Annotated in this window: 12 protein-coding genes, 1 pseudogene and 1 riboswitch; all 13 genes and pseudogenes read right to left on the bottom strand. The window is 69.4% G+C overall.

Annotation, left to right across the window (positions count from 1 at the left end; all coding sequences use genetic code 11):
- Window positions 1-24: 24 nt before the first annotated feature.
- Window positions 25-5,482, bottom strand: a pseudogene (locus G6N31_RS06505) (type I polyketide synthase).
- A complete protein-coding gene (locus tag G6N31_RS06510; protein ID WP_098006133.1) occupies window positions 5,479-7,257 on the bottom strand; it encodes an AMP-binding protein in 1,779 nt (592 codons plus the stop codon). Before G6N31_RS06510 ends, G6N31_RS06505 begins: the two are co-directional and overlap by 4 nt.
- Window positions 7,258-7,822: 565 nt before the next feature.
- On the bottom strand, window positions 7,823-8,551 hold the full coding sequence (locus G6N31_RS06515; RefSeq protein ID WP_098006131.1) for a thioesterase II family protein: 729 nt from the start codon (window positions 8,549-8,551) through the stop codon (window positions 7,823-7,825).
- Window positions 8,552-8,569: 18 nt separating this feature from the next.
- Entirely contained in the window at window positions 8,570-11,428 is a 2,859-nt protein-coding gene (gcvP, locus tag G6N31_RS06520) for an aminomethyl-transferring glycine dehydrogenase (protein WP_234815478.1), read from the bottom strand.
- A 166-nt stretch (window positions 11,429-11,594) separates the two neighbouring features.
- Window positions 11,595-11,693, bottom strand: a riboswitch (glycine riboswitch).
- A 23-nt stretch (window positions 11,694-11,716) separates the two neighbouring features.
- Window positions 11,717-12,340 (bottom strand): MerR family transcriptional regulator, encoded by a 624-nt coding sequence (locus G6N31_RS06525; RefSeq protein WP_098006127.1) that lies wholly within the window; start codon window positions 12,338-12,340, stop codon window positions 11,717-11,719.
- A 209-nt stretch (window positions 12,341-12,549) separates the two neighbouring features.
- A complete protein-coding gene (locus G6N31_RS06530; RefSeq protein WP_098006125.1) occupies window positions 12,550-13,044 on the bottom strand; it encodes a bifunctional nuclease family protein in 495 nt (164 codons plus the stop codon).
- Window positions 13,045-13,137: 93 nt separating this feature from the next.
- Window positions 13,138-13,890 carry a transcriptional regulator FtsR gene (gene ftsR, locus G6N31_RS06535; protein ID WP_098006122.1) on the bottom strand — a complete coding sequence of 251 codons (753 nt, stop codon included), beginning with the start codon at window positions 13,888-13,890 and terminating at the stop codon, window positions 13,138-13,140.
- 45 nt (window positions 13,891-13,935) lie between these two features.
- Window positions 13,936-14,409 carry a glycogen accumulation regulator GarA gene (gene garA, locus G6N31_RS06540; protein WP_098006120.1) on the bottom strand — a complete coding sequence of 158 codons (474 nt, stop codon included), beginning with the start codon at window positions 14,407-14,409 and terminating at the stop codon, window positions 13,936-13,938.
- Window positions 14,410-14,560: 151 nt separating this feature from the next.
- On the bottom strand, window positions 14,561-14,956 hold the full coding sequence (gene gcvH, locus G6N31_RS06545) for a glycine cleavage system protein GcvH (RefSeq protein WP_098006118.1): 396 nt from the start codon (window positions 14,954-14,956) through the stop codon (window positions 14,561-14,563).
- A gap of 34 nt (window positions 14,957-14,990) precedes the next feature.
- On the bottom strand, window positions 14,991-15,809 hold the full coding sequence (locus G6N31_RS06550) for a DUF881 domain-containing protein (RefSeq protein WP_098006116.1): 819 nt from the start codon (window positions 15,807-15,809) through the stop codon (window positions 14,991-14,993).
- On the bottom strand, window positions 15,806-16,138 hold the full coding sequence (locus G6N31_RS06555; RefSeq protein WP_098006114.1) for a small basic family protein: 333 nt from the start codon (window positions 16,136-16,138) through the stop codon (window positions 15,806-15,808). The genes G6N31_RS06550 and G6N31_RS06555 overlap by 4 nt, the downstream gene beginning before the upstream one ends.
- The gene (locus tag G6N31_RS06560; protein WP_098006111.1) at window positions 16,139-17,038 is read right to left on the bottom strand and encodes a DUF881 domain-containing protein; all 900 of its coding nucleotides are present in this window, start codon (window positions 17,036-17,038) and stop codon (window positions 16,139-16,141) included.
- Window positions 17,035-17,682, bottom strand: coding sequence for a CDP-alcohol phosphatidyltransferase family protein (locus G6N31_RS06565; protein ID WP_098006109.1), 648 nt, complete (start codon window positions 17,680-17,682; stop codon window positions 17,035-17,037). The genes G6N31_RS06560 and G6N31_RS06565 overlap by 4 nt, the downstream gene beginning before the upstream one ends.
- Window positions 17,683-17,692 lie beyond the last annotated feature (10 nt).

Here is a 17,692-nt window from a genome sequence, read left to right on the forward strand (position 1 = left end):
CGGTTCGAGGAACTCCCGTCGGCATCAGATTCTGCTCTCCGATTCCACGCTGTCGAACAGCGAGTCCAGCACGCTGCCCGACGAGTCGTCGGTATCGCCGGATTCGGCTTCGGAAGTCTCCTCGGGCAGCAGCTTTTCGGCCAGGAACGCCGCCAGGGACCCGATGGTCGGGTGGTTCCACAGCATGGTCGCCGACAGCTGCAGGCCCACGAGTTGCTCGGCCTGCTGGCGGATCGACATCGCCATCACCGAGTTCAGCCCCAGCTCGGCGAACGGCAGATCGACCTCGACCTGGTCCTCGGGGATTCGCAGCTCCGACGCGAGGATGGTGCGCAGGCCGTGCTGCAGCTCGGAGTGCACCTCGGCCGGCGACATCGTGGACCAGTCGCGGGCCGGCGCCGCCGCACCGCCGTCCGTGCCGTCGACGTCTCCGGTGTCGTCGGAGTCCATCGGCACCAGGACCGCCTGCGCGACCGGATAGCGATGGGTGTACTCCCAGGCCGCGAACGCTTCGGTCGGGGTGATCGGCCGCGACCCGAGGCGGGCCAACTCGGCGACGACGATCTGTGCGTCGGCGCCGAAGCCGAGCCCCTGCCAGGCCACGAACGCCAGGCTGACGGTGTGTCCGCCCTGCCGGTGCCGGGCCCGGGCCAGCGCGTCGAGGTACGCGTTGGCCGCGGCGTAGGCACCCTGCCCGGAGATCCCGAACGCGGTGCCGGCGGTGCCGGTCAGGTAGCAGAAGTCCAGCTCCGCGACCGGGAAGACCTCGTGCACCGCGGCGGCGCCGGCGATCTTAGGCCACATCGTCGCCTGCAGTCGATCCTCGTCGACGTCGGTGAGCAGCTGGCTGTCGCTGATGCCCGCGGCATGCACCACCCCGCGGATCGGTGCGGCGCCGTCGGCGTCCCGCTTGGCGACCAGCTGCCGCAACGCATCGGTCGAGCCGGTGTCGAGGCGGACCGCCTCGACGGTGACCCCGCGCGCCTCCAGGCCGCGGACTGCGGCGATCTTGGCGCGCACTCCGGCGTCGAGGCCGTCGCTGTCCCATTCCCGGCGTGGCGGCAGCGGCGTGCGTCCCGCCAGCAGCAGCCGGCGCGCGCCACGGTCGGCCAACCATTCGGCCGTCAGCAGGCCCAGCGCACCCAAGCCGCCGGTGATCAGGTACGTCCCGTCGGGGCGGCAGCGCAGCGGCTCGCGGACCGGCTCGGCGTCCAGCGCGACCAGTTCCCGGCGCAGTAGCTGCCCGTCGCGCCAGGCCAGGGTCGTGGCGGCCGGCGTGGACAGCAGCGCGGCCACCGCACCGAGCGCGTCGTCGACGTGCCCGTCGGCGGGCAGGTCCACCAGACCACCCCACACCTCGGGTTGTTCGGCGCCGATCACGCCGGCCAGACCCCACAGGGGACTCTGGCGCAGCGCGGCAGGCGAGTCGGCCTCCAGGACCCCGCGAGTGACCAGCCACAGTGTTGCCGGATGGGCGCCGCCCTGCGCGACGAGGCGGCTCACCAGCGCGGCGACCTCGGCGGACTGCTGCACCGCGACGTCGAGGTCGGGCGCGTCCGCGGTAGTCGAATCGGCGACGTAGACCACACAGTCGGCGTCGGCCGGCTCGGCAGCGGTGTGGCCGGCGGAGCTGATCGCGGCGCGCAGCGCATCGGCGGTGTCACCCGCCCCGATGATCGCCACGCCGAGGTGCCGCTGCGGTGCGTCGGCGGTGTCGGGTTGCCACGGTTGCCAGGCGATGCCGTGCGCGACCTGCCGGGGGTTGGCGTCACGGGCGCCGTGACCGGCGTCGGCATCGACGTCGGCGAAACGCAGCCCGCGGATCTCGATGCTCGGCGCGCCGTCGGCGCCGGCGGCGACCACGTCGACCACCAGCTGATCACCGGAGTCGTCGCGACGGCGTGCCTGCACCGTCCCGGTCGCGCCGACGGCGGCGTCGCTCATCCGGATGCTGTCGACGTCGGACGGCACCAGCAACCGGATGTCGGAGGTGTCGACCAGCCGGGCGGCGTTGACCGCCGCGTCCAGCAGCGCCGCCAGAACCTCGTCGGTGAGGGTGACCTCGGCGCGCAACGCGCCGCGCCCGGACCGGCACGAATCGATGGTCCATCGGAACGGATTGCCGTCGATGCCCCACTTCTGCTGGAGCTCGGTGATCTCCGCGGCCTCGAGCGCCTGCAGATCGCCGTCGCTGGTGACCGTGACGTCGACGCACGAGCTGGTGGCACGGGCGCTGACATGCTTGACCCACCGGTGCGCCGGAGCATCGGCGCTCGGCGCCGAGGAGACCGTGATGGTCTCGCCCTCGGCGACCACCTGGATCACCTGCGGCTGATTCAGCACGATCGGTTGGAAGAAGCGCAGATCGGCGACCCCGGTCGCGCCGAGCTCGGCCGCGGCGGCCGACAGCGTGTTCAGCAGGACGGCCATCGGTACCACCTCGACGCCCTGGATGCGGTGGTAGCCGGGGTACGGCGTGGCCTCCGGCACGAGACGGGCCTGCCACAGGTGAGCCGGTGGCGTCGTCGCGACCGCGGTGTGTTCGCCGAGCAGCGTGCCGTGCCGCGGCGCCGAACCGCCGCCGGTGCCCACCCAGGACTCGGTGCTGATCCAGTGCCGGCTGTGGTGCCACGGGGTCAGCGGCAGCGGCACGTGGGGCTCGGTCCCGTGCGGGACCTGGGGCGGGTGGCTGGTGTGGGTGGCGTTGAGGTTGGTGTGGAAGGTCAGGGTGTCGTCCTCGCCGCGCTGCAGCGTGGCGACGGTGTGGTGGTGGGTGCCGCTCAACGTGTCGCTGATCGCGTAGGTGAGCAGCGGGTGCGGACTGACCTCGATGAACGTTCCCAGCTCGGCGCGCGCCGCGGTGACGGCCTGGCTGAACCGCACCGGGTTGCGCAGGTTGGCCACCCAGTAGTCGGCGTCGAACGTCGGCGCGGGACCCGTGTGGTCCACCGTCGTGGTGACCAGCGGGACGGTCGGGGTGCTGGGCGACAGGTCGGTCAGCGCCTCCCGCAGCTCCGGCAGGATCGGGTCGATCGTCGGATGGTGGGACGCCACGTCGACCTCGATGCGGCGGGCCAGCAGGTCGCGCGCCGACACCGCCGCGATCACCGCGTCAACCTGGTCGGGCGGGCCCGCGATCACCGTCTGACGCGGCGAGGCGTACACCGCCAGCGTCACATCGGGGTAGTCGGCGAGCAGCTCGCCGGCGCCGTCGGCGTCGAGTTCGATCAGTGCCATGGCGCCTTGACCGGACAGTCGGGACATCAGTCGGGATCTGGTCGCGATGACCTTGAGGCCGTCGGCCAGGCTCAGTGCGCCCGACACCACCGCCGCGGCGACTTCGCCCATGGAGTGGCCGATCACCGCGTCGGGTTGGACGCCGTAGGAACACCACAGCTCGGTGAGTGCCAACTGGATTCCGACGAGCACCGGCTGGATGCGCTCGATTCCGACAACCGTTTCGCCGTCGGCGATGATCTGGCGGAGGGAGAAGCCGACCTGTTCGGTGAAGGTGGGTTCGATGCGGTCGATGGCCTCGGCGAAGGCGGGTTCGTCGGCCAGCAGTTGGCGGGCCATGCCGGCCCATTGGGAGCCTTGTCCGGAGTAGACGAACACCGTCCCGGTGCGGCAGCTGCCGGGGTGGGCAGGCACGACGCCGGGCGCGGTGGCCGGCGGCCAGGGCGCGGCCGGCGATGGCCTGGTCGCGGTCGCGGGCGGCCACGGTGGCGAATTTCGGGTGGTGGGTGCGGTGGTGGTTGAGGGTGTGGGCGACCTCGGCGACGCTGACCTCGGGTCGTGCTCGCTCATCCAGTCGGCGAGCATGGCCGCGGTGGCCGCGATGCGCGCCGGGGTCTTGCCGGAGATGACCAGGGTGGAGATGACCGGCTCAGCCGGCGCGGCGCTGGGCGCCATCGCGGGGGCCTGTTCGAGCACGATGTGGGCGTTGGTGCCGCCAGACCCGAACGAGGACACCCCGGCCCGCCGGGGCCGGCCCTGGGGGCCCAGTCGGTGGGGTGTCGACGACCTTGAGACGCAGCTTGTCGAACGGAATATGCGGGTTGGGAGTCTCATAACCCAGATTGGCCGGGATCTGCTGGTGGCTGAGCGCCAGCACCGCCTTGGCGAACCCGGCGATACCCGCGGCGGCCTCGAGATGGCCCAGATTGGACTTGACCGAACCGATCAACAACGGCGCCTCCGCGCCGCGACCCCGCCCCAGCACGGTGCCCAGCGCACGCGCCTCGATCGGATCACCCAACAGCGTGCCGGTGCCATGGGCCTCGACATAGTCGACCTCGCGCGGCTCCACACCGGCCGCGGCATACGCCGAGCGCAGCACCGCCATCTGCGCCGCCGGATTCGGCGCCATCAACCCGTTGGACCGACCGTCCTGATTGACCGCCGACCCGCGGATCACCGCCAGCACCCGATCCCCGTCACGCACCGCATCCGACAACCGCTTGAGCACCGCCACCCCGGCACCCTCACCCCGCACGAACCCATCAGCACGCGCATCGAAAGCATGACAACGACCCGACTTCGAGAGGGCCTGGGCCCGGTCGAGGCTGCGGGTCACCGCCGGGGCCAACACCAGATTCACCCCACCGGCCAACGCCAGGTTCGCATCCCCCGACCGCAGACTCTGACACGCCAGATGAATCGCCACCAACGACGACGAACACGCCGTGTCCACCGTCACCGACGGACCCCGCAAATCAAAGTAATACGACACCCGATTGGCAATGATGCTCAACGCCCCGCCGGTGCCCGACCATGAATCGACCTGGCTCAAGTGCGCCGTGGACAGGAACGCGTATTCGCTGACGCATGCGCCGGCGAACACGCCGGTCTGGGTGTGCCGGAGCGACTCGGCCGGGATGCCCGCGTGCTCCAGGGCCTCCTGGGTCACCTCCAGCAACAGCCGCTGCTGCGGATCCATCTTGTCGGCCTCGCTGGGCGAGATCTCGAAGTACTCCGCGTCGAATGCGTCGACGTCACTCAGAAACGAGCCCCAGCGGGTGGTACCCGCCAGGGCTGCGGCGTCTTCAGGTGAGCCGTTCTCGAATACCTTCCACCGTTCGGGAGGTACTTCGCGAACTCCGGATCGCCCCTCTGTGAGGAATTGCCAGTACTCGTCGGGGCCGTGCACATCGCCGGGGAACCGGCAGCCCAGCCCGATCACGGCGATCGCCTCGTCGGACGGGTTGACCTGCGCGGCCTCGGCGACCGGCTCGACCTCACCGCCGGTGAGGAACTTCGCCAGCGAGTTGATCGTCGGGTACTGCCAGAACTCCACCGGCGAGATGGTGCGGCCGAGCAGCTCGGACAGCTCGCCCGTCAGCACCACCGCGTCGCTGGACCCGACGGCGAGATCGTTCAACGGCGCGTCGAAGTCGATCTCGTCGGGACTGCACCCGATGTTGGTTACGAGGTAGTCGACCAGCCAGTGCCGGATCGCGGCTTCATCGAATTCTGCCGTCATGTGGTGACGTCCAGCCGGCTGAACTCGTCCTGGCGATAGCGGTCCACGCAGGCCGAGCGACGAATCTTGCCGCTGGTCGTGATCGGGATGGAACCGGGCGCCACCAGGACCAGGTCGGCGACCCGGACGCTGTGAGACTTCTTGATCGCCGAGGCGACCTCACGCTTGACGGCGCGCAGCTTGTCGAGCGCCTCGGTTTCGGAGTCGCCCCGCTTCTTGAGCTCGGCGATCGCCACCAGCTGCTCGCTGGTGTCGTCGAGCACCGAGATTGCGGCGACGCGGCCCCCGGTGATCTCTTGGATCGTGGCCTCGATGTCATCGGGGTAGTGGTTGCGGCCGTCGACGATCAACAGGTCCTTGATGCGGCCGATGATGAACATCTCGCCCTCGCTCATCACGCCCAGATCGCCGGTGCGCAGCCACTGACCCGTCGGCGTCCCCGGCGTGGGATTGACGATCTCGCCACCGAAGGTGCGCTCGGTCTGCTGCGGATTGCGCCAATACCCCATCGCGACCTGATCGCCGTGCACCCAGATCTCCCCGATCTTGCCGTCGGGGTGCTCGGTGCGGGTCTCCGGGTCGACGATGCGCAGCGTCGATGACCGCGGCGCGCCGTAGCTGACCAACTCCGAGCCGCCCTCGCTGCCGCACCGCTCGGCGTGCCCGGCGGAGAGCTTCTCGTAGTCGAAGCGCACGGTGGCCGGCGTGTGCCCGGTGGGCGCCGAGATGACGTACAGCGTCGCCTCGGCCAGGCCGTAGGACGGGCGCACGGTGGTGTCGGGCATTCCGAACTTCGCGAAGCGCTCGTTGAAGCGGCGGATGGTCGCCGAGTGGATGCGCTCGCTGCCGCTGATGATGCCCAGCACGCCGCTGAGGTCCATGCCGTCGAGGTCCTCGTCCTTGGTGCGGCGCACGGACAGTTCGAACGCGAAGTTCGGCGCCGCCGACCAGGAATGCGAGCAGGTCGCCAGATGCTGGATCCAGCGGGCGGGCTTCTGCAGGAACGCGACCGGGCTCATCAGCACCGCGGGCCGGCCCCAGGAGCCGTCCGGGCCGTCCGGCGGGCACAGCAGCGTCGCGAAGACGCCCTGAATCAGCCCCATGTCGTGGTAGAAGGGCAGCCACGACACCATGGTGGTGTCCTGCGGCGGTACCCCACCGCGATGCGACATGTAGTCGGTGAAGATCTGCTCGAGATTGGCGATCACGTTGCGGTGCGTGACGATGACGCCGGCCGGGGCCCTGGTGGAACCCGAGGTGTACTGCAGGTAGGCGGTCTTGGGCAGCGGCCCGACGTTGACCTCGACGGTGTTCGGCGAATCGAAGTCCAGCGCGTCGACCTCGATGACCGCGGGGGTGGCGGCCCCCGACTGCGCGCCGACGTAGGTCATGATCTCGCCGACGGCCGCCGAGGTGGTCAGCACGGCCACGGGCTGGCAGTCGCGCAGCGCGCCGTTCACGCGCTCGTCGAGCTGGCCCATGGCGGGCACCGGCAGCGGCACGGCGATGAAGCCTGCCTGCATCGCGCCGTAGAAGGCGATGATGTACTCGAGGCCCTGCGGCGCGAGAATCGCCGCGCGGTCCCCCTTGGTCCCGTGCCGCAGCAGTTCCTGGGCAACGACCTGCACACGCTGATAGACCTGGGCCCAGGTCAGCGTCTCGGCGAAGCCGTTGGGGTCGACGTCGTAGTCGATGAAGGTGTAGGCCACATCGTCGGGCTGCAACCGGGCACGGTCGGCGAGAAGGCCAGGAATGGTCGACTCAAGCAACGGCATGGCGACGTCCTTTCATCAATATCTCTGTGCGCCCCGGCCCCATTGCCGTGGTTGGCAAAACCGATTCGCAGCTGTAGCCGCGCAGCCCCCGCTCGACCCGAAGGCTAACACCGACCCACCGATCGTGTCGTGAAATCCAACGAAGGATTAGACCACGACTTGCTTGCCAGACGAAAGCGCACGATCGGCCCCCTTTTTCGCCCGCGGACCGGGTGGTCGCCGGCTTTTTTCCTTGCTCACAACGGCTACCCGATTTTGCCAGCTGCGGAAACACCCCACTACATACAGCGGTTTTCAGTTGCTCGTCAATGCGGCTGCCGGGTACGCGGTTACGCCTCCGCAGCAGCCGAATGCAGTGCTCGCATCGTCTTGACGTGTGCGTAAACGATTTGCGGTAATCGCACATCCGGGCATGAAAATTTCTGACTCGCCGGTAACAAGCGAGCTACGACAACGCCTGATACATGGCGCGCGCCGATGCTCACGGCGATTCGCAGAATGTGCTCGGCTTCGCCGTGGGGTCACATTCGGCAACGGACTGGTGTGGCGAACACCACACCGATCTCTAACTCGCGGCGCGGCACCGCGACCAGAGTTTGTCCTCCAGATCCGGCACCAGTTCCCCGAGATGCTCGAGCAGGTAGAAGTGGTGCCCGCGAAACTCGCGCGCGGTGAACTCCCCCGTGGTCCGCTCGGCCCACGACATGACCTTCTCCCGGGTCGCGATCTCGTCGTCGTCGCCGTAGAACGCATGGATCGGGCACGACAACTTCACCTCGGGGGCGACGTTGTAGTTCGCGATGGCCTTGAGGCCTTTGAGGGTCGGCAGGATCGCGGCGGCGAATTCGGAGTTCTGCATGAACTCCGGACTTGCGCCGGTCAACGTGCTCACCGCCGCCAACAGGCCCTCGTCGGTGTCGGGCACGTCCTCGAAGCCGACCAGCCCCGGGGCCGCGCACGCCGAGACGAACAGCGCCGCGATCGGCCGGCCCGCGTCTTCGAACCGGCGCGCCACCTCGAAAGCCAGCAGGGCCCCCATGCTGTGCCCGAAGAAGCTGATCGGACCGCCGTGGTCGGCGTCCGGCGACACCATCTTCACCACCTCGTCGGCCAGCGCCGGCAGGTCGGTGAAGGAGGCGAAGTCCTGCTTGCCCCGTTGACCCGGGTACTGCACCGCCGTGCGCTTGATGTCGGTCGCGAACGCCTTCGCGAACGGCACGTAGTACTGCGGCGAGCCGCCGGCGTGCGGAAAGATGAACAACTTCGGGGTGATGCCCGCAGCGTCCTCTGCCATGGGGAGTAACCCTACCGGTCAGGCGAAGGCCTCCACCGGCGGGCACGAGCACACCAGGTTGCGGTCCCCGTAGGCGCCGTCGATGCGCCGGACGGGAGGCCACACCTTGGGCCGGAACGCTGCCCCGAGGGGGTAGGCGGCCTGTTCGCGGGTGTATGGATGCGTCCACTCGCCGACCAGCAGACACTCCGCGGTGTGCGGCGCGCCGCGCAGCGGGTTGTCATCAACGGACCACTCTCCCGAGCCGACCTTGTCGATCTCGGCACGGATCGCGATCATCGCGTCGCAGAACGCGTCGACCTCGGCCAGCGACTCGCTCTCGGTCGGCTCCACCATCAGCGTGCCCGCGACCGGGAAACTCATCGTCGGCGCGTGGAACCCGTAGTCGGCCAGTCGCTTGGCCACGTCGTCGACCGTCACGCCGGTCGCCTTCGTGATGCCGCGCAGATCGAGGATGCACTCGTGGGCGACCATGCCGTTCTCCCCGGTGTAGAGCACCGGGTAGTACTCGTCGAGCCGGCGGGCGATGTAGTTGGCCGACGCGATCGCGACCAGCGCCGCCGACCGCAACCCCTGTGCGCCCATCATCCGGATGTAGGCCCACGTGATCGGCAGGATCGACGCCGAACCGTACGGCGCGGCCGAAACCGTCAGGGCGTCGCCCAGCTCCTCGGCCAGCGGATGACCCGGCAGGAACGGCGCCAGATGCGACCGGACCGCCACGGGGCCGACGCCGGGGCCGCCGCCGCCGTGCGGGATGCAGAACGTCTTGTGCAGGTTCAGGTGGCTGACGTCGCCGCCGAACCGCCCCGGGCGGGCCAGGCCGACCAGCGCGTTGAGGTTGGCGCCGTCGACGTAGACCTGTCCGCCGGCGTCGTGCACCGCGGCGCAGATGTCGGCGACGTCGTGCTCGTAGACGCCGTGCGTGGACGGGTAGGTGATCATCAGCGCCGAGAGCCGGTCGGCGTGCTCGGTCACCTTCGCGCGCAGGTCGTCGAGGTCGACGTCGCCGTTGGGGCGGCAGCCCACCACGACGACCTTCATGCCCGCGAGCGCAGCCGACGCGGCGTTGGTGCCGTGTGCGCTGGACGGGATCAGGCACACGTCGCGGCCCGATTCACCGCGCGCGGCGTGGTAGGCCTGGATCGCCAACAGGCCGGCGTACTCGCCCTGGGAACCGGCGTTGGGTTGCAGCGAGACGTTGTCGTAACCGGTGATACCGCTCAGCCAGGTCTCGAGGTCGGAGATCAGCCGCCGCAGGCCCGGGGTGTCCGAGGACGGCGCGAACGGATGCTGACGGCCGAACTCCGGCCACGTGACGGCTTCCATCTCGGCTGCGGCGTTGAGCTTCATCGTGCACGAACCGAGCGGGATCATGCTGCGGTCCAACGCGATGTCCTTGTCGGCCAGCGACCGCAGATAGCGCATCATCTCGGTCTCCGTGCGATACCGGGTGAAGGCCGGGTGAGTCAGGAACGCCGAGCGGCGCGGCGCCGGCGCCGGCCCCGCGTACTCACCGGCGGTGGCCTCGGCGGAGAACGCCGCGAGCACGTCGGCGATGTGGCCGGAGGTGGTCGCTTCGTCGCAGGCCACCGACACGTGGTCGTCGTCGACGCACCAGACGTTGATGCCGCGTTCCTTCGCGGCGGCCTGCACGTCGCGGGCGCGCCCGGCGACGCGAGCCAAGACAGTGTCGAAGAAGGTGTCGTGCACGACCTCGACGCCGGCGGCGGACAGCCCGGCGGCCAGCGCGCGCGCGTGGCCGTGCACGCGCCGCGCGATCGCGGTCAGCCCCTCGGCGCCGTGGTAGCTGGCATACATCGCCGCCATCACCGCGAGGAGCACCTGTGCGGTGCAGATGTTGCTGGTGGCCTTGTCCCGGCGGATGTGCTGTTCACGGGTCTGCAGCGCCAGCCGATAGGCCGCGGCGCCGTCGACGTCCTTGGACACCCCGACCAGTCGGCCCGGCAGCTGACGGGCGTGCGCGGAGTGCACGGCCAGGTATCCGGCGTGCGGTCCGCCGAACCCCATCGGCACACCGAACCGCTGGGTGGTGCCGAACGCGACGTCGGCGCCGATGTCCCCGGGCGGCGTGATCAGCGTCAGCGCGAGCAGGTCGGCGCCGACAGCCACCAGGGCGCCACGGTCGTGAGCCGAGGCGATCAACTCGCTCCAGTCGGTGACGCGGCCGCTGGCGCCGGGCAGTTGGGCGATGACGCCGAAGAAGTCGCCCTCGGGCAACCCCCGGCGCAGATCGGCGGTCACGATCTCGATGCCCAGCGGCTCGGCCCGGGTCTGCAGCACTGCGGCGGTCTGGGCGAACACGTCGGTGTCGACGGCCAGGCGGCGAGCCGGTCCCCGCACCGCGCGTTGCATCAACGTCATCGCCTCGGCGGCAGCGGTGGCCTCATCGAGCATCGATGCGTTGGCGACCTCGAGACCGGTCAGGTCGGTGACCATGGTCTGGAAGTTCAGCAGCGCCTCGAGGCGCCCCTGGCTGATCTCGGGCTGGTAGGGGGTGTAGGCCGTGTACCACGCCGGGTTCTCCATGATGTTGCGCAGCAGCACCGGCGGGGTGAGGGTGTCGTAGTAGCCCTGCCCGATCATCGACACCGCCACGGTATTCGAGTCGGCCAGCGCGCGGAGTTCGGCCAGCGCATCGGCCTCGGTGGCCGGCGGGGGCAGCGCGTCGAGCCCGGGCGCGACTCCGTCCCCGGAGAGCTGATCGAGGATCCCCGCCGGCAGCGCCTTGGCGGCCAGGTCGTCGAGGGACTCGACTCCGATGGTGTGCAGCAGTGTCGCGACCGCGTCGGGGTCGGGTCCGATGTGCCGGTCGACGAAGCCGAACTCGCGGGGGGTGGGCTGCTGATCTGTCACGTGGGGTCTCTCCCGGGGGCGTCCGCAGCGCACGGGGCGCATGCGGGGCTGCTCCTCCCCCTCTGTCGTCGCCCGCGACCGGGTGCCTGAGAGATTCGGAACCGACAGCGCTGCCGGAGCCTTTCCCCATGGGCGGGTGTGAACACACCTCTTTCCAGAGGCATCGGGGCCAGGCGCGGTCCTGGGTGCCTGAGAGGTTGACGGAGAGGTGTTGCTCCTTCGGCGTCCGCGGCTGGCGGCCACGAAACTCTCCCGCGCTCGGGCGATGCGCCCGCGAGTTTACCGCTACTAGCCGATCTTGCGGTCGCGGTGCTTGCGTCGCGACGCCAGCTCGTCCTCCGGCGCTGAAATCGACTCGCCGCCGTCGGCCCGCTCGCCGGGGAAGTCCGCGATGGCGCCGGTCAGCTCCCGCATCGCCCCGGACACTGCGATACCGAACACGCCCTGGCCGCCCTGGAGCAGGTCGACTACTTCCTCGGCGGAAGTGCACTCGTAGACGGTGGTGCCGTCGGAGAACAGCGTGATGTTGGCCAGGTCCTGCACCCCGCGCTGGCGCAGATGGTCGACCGCGACGCGGATGTTGTGCAGCGAGATACCGGTGTCGAGGAGCCGCTTGACGATCTTGAGGACCAGGATGTCCTTGAACGAGTAGAGCCGTTGGCTGCCTGAACCGGCGGCGCCGCGGATGGACGGCACGACCAGCGAGGTACGGGCCCAGTAATCGAGCTGGCGGTAGGTGATGCCGGCGATCTGGCAGGCGCTGGGACCGCGGTAGCCGACCAGCTCGTCGGGCACCGAGTCGTCCGGGAACAGTCCGGCCTGGACGGGCTGCGCCGAGACGCGGGGAAGCGAATCCGCCTGCGGGGAGCCGGTGGACAGATCCAGTTGCTCCTGGCGTGGCGTGTCTCCCACTTGTCGAATCCTCTCGCCGATCGAACCGCGTCCGCTGACCTGCGTGGGCGCACGTACCCGAGCCCGAACCTTGGTCCGAGCATACGCTTGAGGGCCTTCTTGTGACTGCCCGTCGGGCTCAAGTATGGCGCTCGGAATCGGGCCCGACGGAAATGCGCCCCGCGTGTCGACCAGGGCGAGACGCATCCGTGACCAAGATCGCTGTCTTGTCAGGTGGCCTTGAAGTCGTCCGGCGACACGCTGTCGAGGAACTCCTTGAATTTCTCGACCTCGTCCTCGCGCACCGCGCCGCTGGGTTCGTCGTCGCTCTCGTCGGGGATCATCAGCCCGGCCTCGGCCAGCACCGCTTCCTCGACATAGATCGGCACCCCGACGCGCAGGGCGATGGCCACCGAGTCCGACGGGCGTGCCGACACCTTGATGTCGCGGTCGAAGATCAGGTCGGCGTAGAACGTGCCTTCCTGCAGGTCGACGATGCGCACCTCTTTCAATGAATGGCCAAGCGCGGCAATCACATCGCGGATGAGGTCGTGGGTCAGTGGACGGGCCGGTTCCACGCCCTGCTGTTCCAGGGCGATCGCGGCGGCCTCGGACTGCCCGATCCAGATCGGGAGATATCGGTCGCCGTTCGACTCCCGCAGCAGCAAGACGGGCTGGTTCTGCGGCTGCTCAACTCGAATGCCGATCACGCGAACCTCACCCATGTGTGCCTGCCTCCCGCACTGGTGTTGCTCCAATTCATCCCGGCCGTCGCCGGCCCGGACCCGACGGATAACCCGTCACGGCGAGTCTAGTCCTCAGCGGTCCAGAACGTCGCGGACCGCGGACTTGATCAGTGACGTGTGCAAGGTGATCGCCAGCGCGGCGACCTCGCGCGCGAGGTCGTCGGCGCGATCGCGCGCACCCGCTTTCCCGGCCTTGACCACCGGGCCGGCGATCTGCGCGATCAGGTCGGACTGCCGGTCGGCCGCGGACCGGAAGGCCCGCAGATGCCGTGGTTCGACACCGTAATCGGCCAGCGCGCGGGCGCATTGGGCGATCACCACCGAGTGTTCGTCGAAGAAGGTTGCGCTGGCGCTCTTGAAGCATGGGCTGATGACGCCCGCCTTGACCAGAGACGACAACAGTTCCTCGTCGACCCCGGAGCGTGCCAGCACGTCCTCCCTGCTGAGCCGGACCTGGCTGGGCTGTGGCGGTGCGGTGACACCACCCACGCTGCCGGCGCTGTCGTCGACCGGCACCAGACGCGGTGTCGCATACGGGGATCCGGTCTGCGGGAGTTCACCGTCGGGCTGCGCGTCCAGGTGCGCCTTGATCACCTTCAACGGCAGGTACTGGTCGCGCTGGGCGGTCAGGATGAACCGCAGCCGTGCGCAGTCGTACGCCGTGAACCGCCGATACCCCGACGCCGTGCGCTCCGGCGTTACCAGGCCCTCCGCTTCGAGGAACCGGATCTTGGAATGGGTGACGTCGGGGAACTCGCCGCGCAGTAGATCGAGGACAACCCCGATCGACATCCCGTTCAGTGCAGAGGTCTCGGGCTGTGTCATCGGCTCGTGGCGGTCACTCGGCGGTCGGCGGTGATGGGCCGTCTGTCAGTTGCCGGCGGCGGCGTCGTCGCCCTTCGGCCCGGTCAGGAACACCAGCCGGAACTTTCCGATCTGGACCTCGTCGCCGTTGGCCAGCACCGCCGAGTCGACCGGCTCGCGGTTGACGTAGGTGCCGTTGAGGCTGCCGACATCGACAACCTGGAACTCACCGGATTCCAGCCGGAACTCCGCGTGCCGGCGGCTGACGGTGACGTCGTCGAGGAAGATGTCACTGTCGGGATGACGACCTGCCGAGGTGGTGGGCTGGTCGAGCAGGAAACGGGACCCGGCATTGGGGCCGCGCTTGACGACCAGCAGAGCCGAGCCGACGGGCAGCCCCTCGACGCCGGATACCGCGGTTTCCCCGCCCGGGGCCGCAGGCGCGTCCAGCTCGTTGAGGAAGTCGGCGCGAAAGACCGACGTCGTTTCCACGGTGACTTCGTCAGAGTCCGCCCCCGAATTGAAGTCTTTTTCCGTCACCCGCTGCTCCTCACTGGCTGCTGTGGCGGTGTCCGGTCGGACCTCCAGCCGTCTGCCGCTGTGTCGACCGTACCGCGCGGTGGACCGCGTTGTATCCACCACGACCGGATCTCACTCGTTGTATCCGGTCTGCACGAACCCTAACAACACATCACTCGGTCACGTGGGCACGGTAGCCCTCCGCGTCGAGCAATTCGGCGAGGCCGCTCTCCAGCGCGCCGTCCACGACCTGGAGCTCGACCAGCCAGCCCTCGCCGTACGGGTCGGAATTGACCAGCTGCGGGTTGGTCTCCAGATCGCTGTTGACGGCAATGACTTTCGCGCTGACAGGCGCATACAGGTCGGAGACGGACTTGGTCGACTCCACCTCACCGAACGACTCCCCCGCGGTGATCTGACTGTCGACGTCGGGCAGCTGGACGAAGACCACGTCGCCGAGCGCGGACTGCGCGTAATCGGTGATGCCGACCCGCACGGTGTCGTCGCCGGTCCGCAGCACCCACTCGTGTTCGGTCGTGAAAGACAGGTCGGCGGGGATCTCGGTCACGGGGCTCCTTGAAACTGGGTCGATCGCTGGTCCGTCATTTGACGGGCTGAGCGTATTGGCGGGCTTTCGGTTGCCGCAAGGCGGTGACGTCGACCCGTTCGGATTGTTGCACCGTCATGGTGCCGCCCACACGTTCGATGCTGTCCACCGCGCCGCCGGGAATGTTCATGGCCGCCGCCAGGGTCGGCGGATCACCAATGGCCAGAACCGAATACGGCGGACCCACGCTGGTGGTGTCGACGATCAGCGCGCCGGGCTCCCCGACCACCCAGGTCTCCACGCCGACGCGGACGGCGACCTGCTGTCCGTTGCGCTGACCGCGGATCTCCATCGCCTCGGTCCCGGCGGCGCGCAGCTCGTTGATCACGTCGAGGATGGTCTCCGCGGCGACCCCGCCGGTGGGGTCGGTGATGGTCAGGATCACTCCGGGGCCGGTCGCCGGCACCGTGCCGATGAGGATCGACAGCGCCGCGAGCCGGGCGCGGGCGTTCTCGATCGCGGCCTGGTCGTTGTCGCCCGAGGCCTGCAGCTGCGCCAGCGTCTGCTGCAGCTCGGCGACCTCGGTGCTCAACGCCGCCTCCCGCTGTTGCAGCGAGTCGAGCAGGATCACCAGGTCGGCCGGGCGGGCGGTCTCCAGCGAGTCACCCGAGTCGGTCTGGCGCACCTGGGTGGCGATGGCCACCCCGAGCAGCAGACACAGCAGGACGCCCAGCATTGCGAACACCAGCTGCGAGCGGCCCCGCCCGGTCACCTCCGCGTTCAGCCCGCCGCTCCCGGGGCGGGCGTGCTCGGGCGGCAACTCGTGGCGGCCGTGCTGGTGGGGGGCCGAGTGCTGCGGTTTGTGCTCGGTCATGCGCCGAAAAGCCTCCGCCGCAGCGCCGCGGCGTTGCCGAAGATGCGGATGCCGAGCACGACGATGATCGCGGTCGAGAGCTGGGTGCCGACGCCGAGCTGATCGCCGAGGTACACGATCAAAGCCGCCACCAGCACGTTGAACACGAACGACACGACGAAGACCTTGGCGTCGAAGATCCGCTCCAGATACGCGCGCAGGCCGCCGAACACCGCGTCGAGCGCGGCGACCACCGCGATCGGCAGGTACGGCGCGACGACCTCGGGCACGTCCGGACGGAAGATCACGCCGAGCACGATGCCGACGACCAGAGCGACGATGCCGATCATCTATGGTCCCGTCTCTGTGGCGAAGTTGACGTCTCGCACGGAGCCGGCGGGAAGCGACAGGCCCTCCCCCGCCGAGACCCGTACTCCGACACCGTACGACGTCTCCAGCAGCCGCAGTCGCTGCAGCCCGGTGCTGCGACCGAAGTTGTCCTGCAACGCGTGCGGCGGCCCGATGGCGAGGATCTCGTAGGGACTGGCGATCGGTTGATTGTCCACCAGGATGCCGCCGCCTGCCTGGCGGATCGTCACGTTGGGGCCGACGCGCACCCCGCCGACCGAGATGGCCTCGGCGCCGCTGACCCACAGCGAGTTGACGACGAGCTGCAGGTCGCGGTCGAGGATCACCTGCCTGCTGCCCGGTACCCGCTGCTTGGAGACGTCGGTGAGGTCCGGGGTGGCGCCGGGGTCGGTGACCGTCACCGTCAGCCCCGGCCCGATCACCGGGGTGGCCGCGGCCGCGAGGTTGGCCCGGTCGAGGTCGGCCAGCAGCATCCGTCCGGTGGCGTCGCCTTCGAGCCGGCGTCGTTGTTCGACTTCGACCACGGCGGCCAGTTCGTCGCGGCGCGCGGCTGTCTGCGCGGTCTCGCTCTCCGCGGCGCGCACGGTGCCCGCCAGCACCCGCTGGGACTCCCGCATGCCCGGGGCGGTCGCCTGTGCCTGCGACCAGGCCAGCGCGAAGACCGCGGCGACGGTCACCGCGGCGAGCAGCTGCCAGCCCCACTGCGCGGCACGGCTCGAGAGTTTCGGGGATTTCGGTTCTCGCGCCGCGGCGGCGTAACCGGGGTCGAGGTGTTCCGACAGCAGGGACCTCAGCAGCGACGGCACCGGGATCCGGGTCGGCGCATCCGCCCGGTGCGCGTTGCCGCCCGATGTGGTGTCGTAGCCCCCCAGCATGCTCATCCTCGGGCCGGCTCCGTGGTGTGCGCCGGTGGACTCTTCGGCGGAAGGATGCGCACCACCATCCCGACCTGGATCAGATACAGCGCGCCGGACCACAGGTACATCGCCAGGCCCCAGACGACGAACCCCCACCCCCAGGCCAGCACCACCCGACTCCACAGTGCGTCGTACTGGCCGAGCAGGACCAGCGGCAGCCCGGACATCAGCGCGAACGTCGCCGCCTTGCCGATGTAGGTGACCGGCAGCGCGGTCAGACCGCGCCGGCGCAACAGCGGCAGCGTGGCGGCCAGCACCAGGTCGCGGCCCAGCAGGACGCCCACCAGCCACCACGGCAGCAGTCCGGCCAGAGCCATCGCGACGGGCACGGTGACCATGTAGATGCGGTCCACGGCCGGGTCCAGCAGCTCGCCCAGGCGGGAGGACTGGTTGTCGAACAGCCGCGCGATCTTGCCGTCGGCCCAGTCGGACACGCCGCTGAACATCAGGATCGCGACCGCCCACGCGTTGGCGGCCGGCCCCCCGGCCACCAGCAGCAGGTAAAGGAATACCGGAACCAGCACCAGCCGGATCACCGACAGCACGTTGGGCACCGTCAGCACCCGGTCCCCGGGCGGTGGGTTTCCGATCGCCGATGTCTCGGCCATGCCGTTGAAC

Origin of the sequence: Mycolicibacterium duvalii (genome assembly GCF_010726645.1) — a bacterium.
GTDB classification, from domain to species: Bacteria; Actinomycetota; Actinomycetes; order Mycobacteriales; family Mycobacteriaceae; genus Mycobacterium; species Mycobacterium duvalii.

Coding starts and splice junctions, on each gene's coding strand:
- G6N31_RS06510 (WP_098006133.1), bottom strand. CDS start 7,257: ATGCCGTTGCTTGAGTCGACCATTCCTGGCCTTCTCGCCGACCGTGCC.
- G6N31_RS06560 (WP_098006111.1), bottom strand. CDS start 17,038: ATGAGCATGCTGGGGGGCTACGACACCACATCGGGCGGCAACGCGCAC.
- G6N31_RS06555 (WP_098006114.1), bottom strand. CDS start 16,138: ATGATCGGCATCGTCGCTCTGGTCGTCGGCATCGTGCTCGGCGTGATC.
- G6N31_RS06565 (WP_098006109.1), bottom strand. CDS start 17,682: ATGGCCGAGACATCGGCGATCGGAAACCCACCGCCCGGGGACCGGGTG.
- G6N31_RS06515 (WP_098006131.1), bottom strand. CDS start 8,551: ATGGCAGAGGACGCTGCGGGCATCACCCCGAAGTTGTTCATCTTTCCG.
- ftsR (WP_098006122.1), bottom strand. CDS start 13,890: ATGACACAGCCCGAGACCTCTGCACTGAACGGGATGTCGATCGGGGTT.
- G6N31_RS06550 (WP_098006116.1), bottom strand. CDS start 15,809: ATGACCGAGCACAAACCGCAGCACTCGGCCCCCCACCAGCACGGCCGC.
- G6N31_RS06530 (WP_098006125.1), bottom strand. CDS start 13,044: ATGGGTGAGGTTCGCGTGATCGGCATTCGAGTTGAGCAGCCGCAGAAC.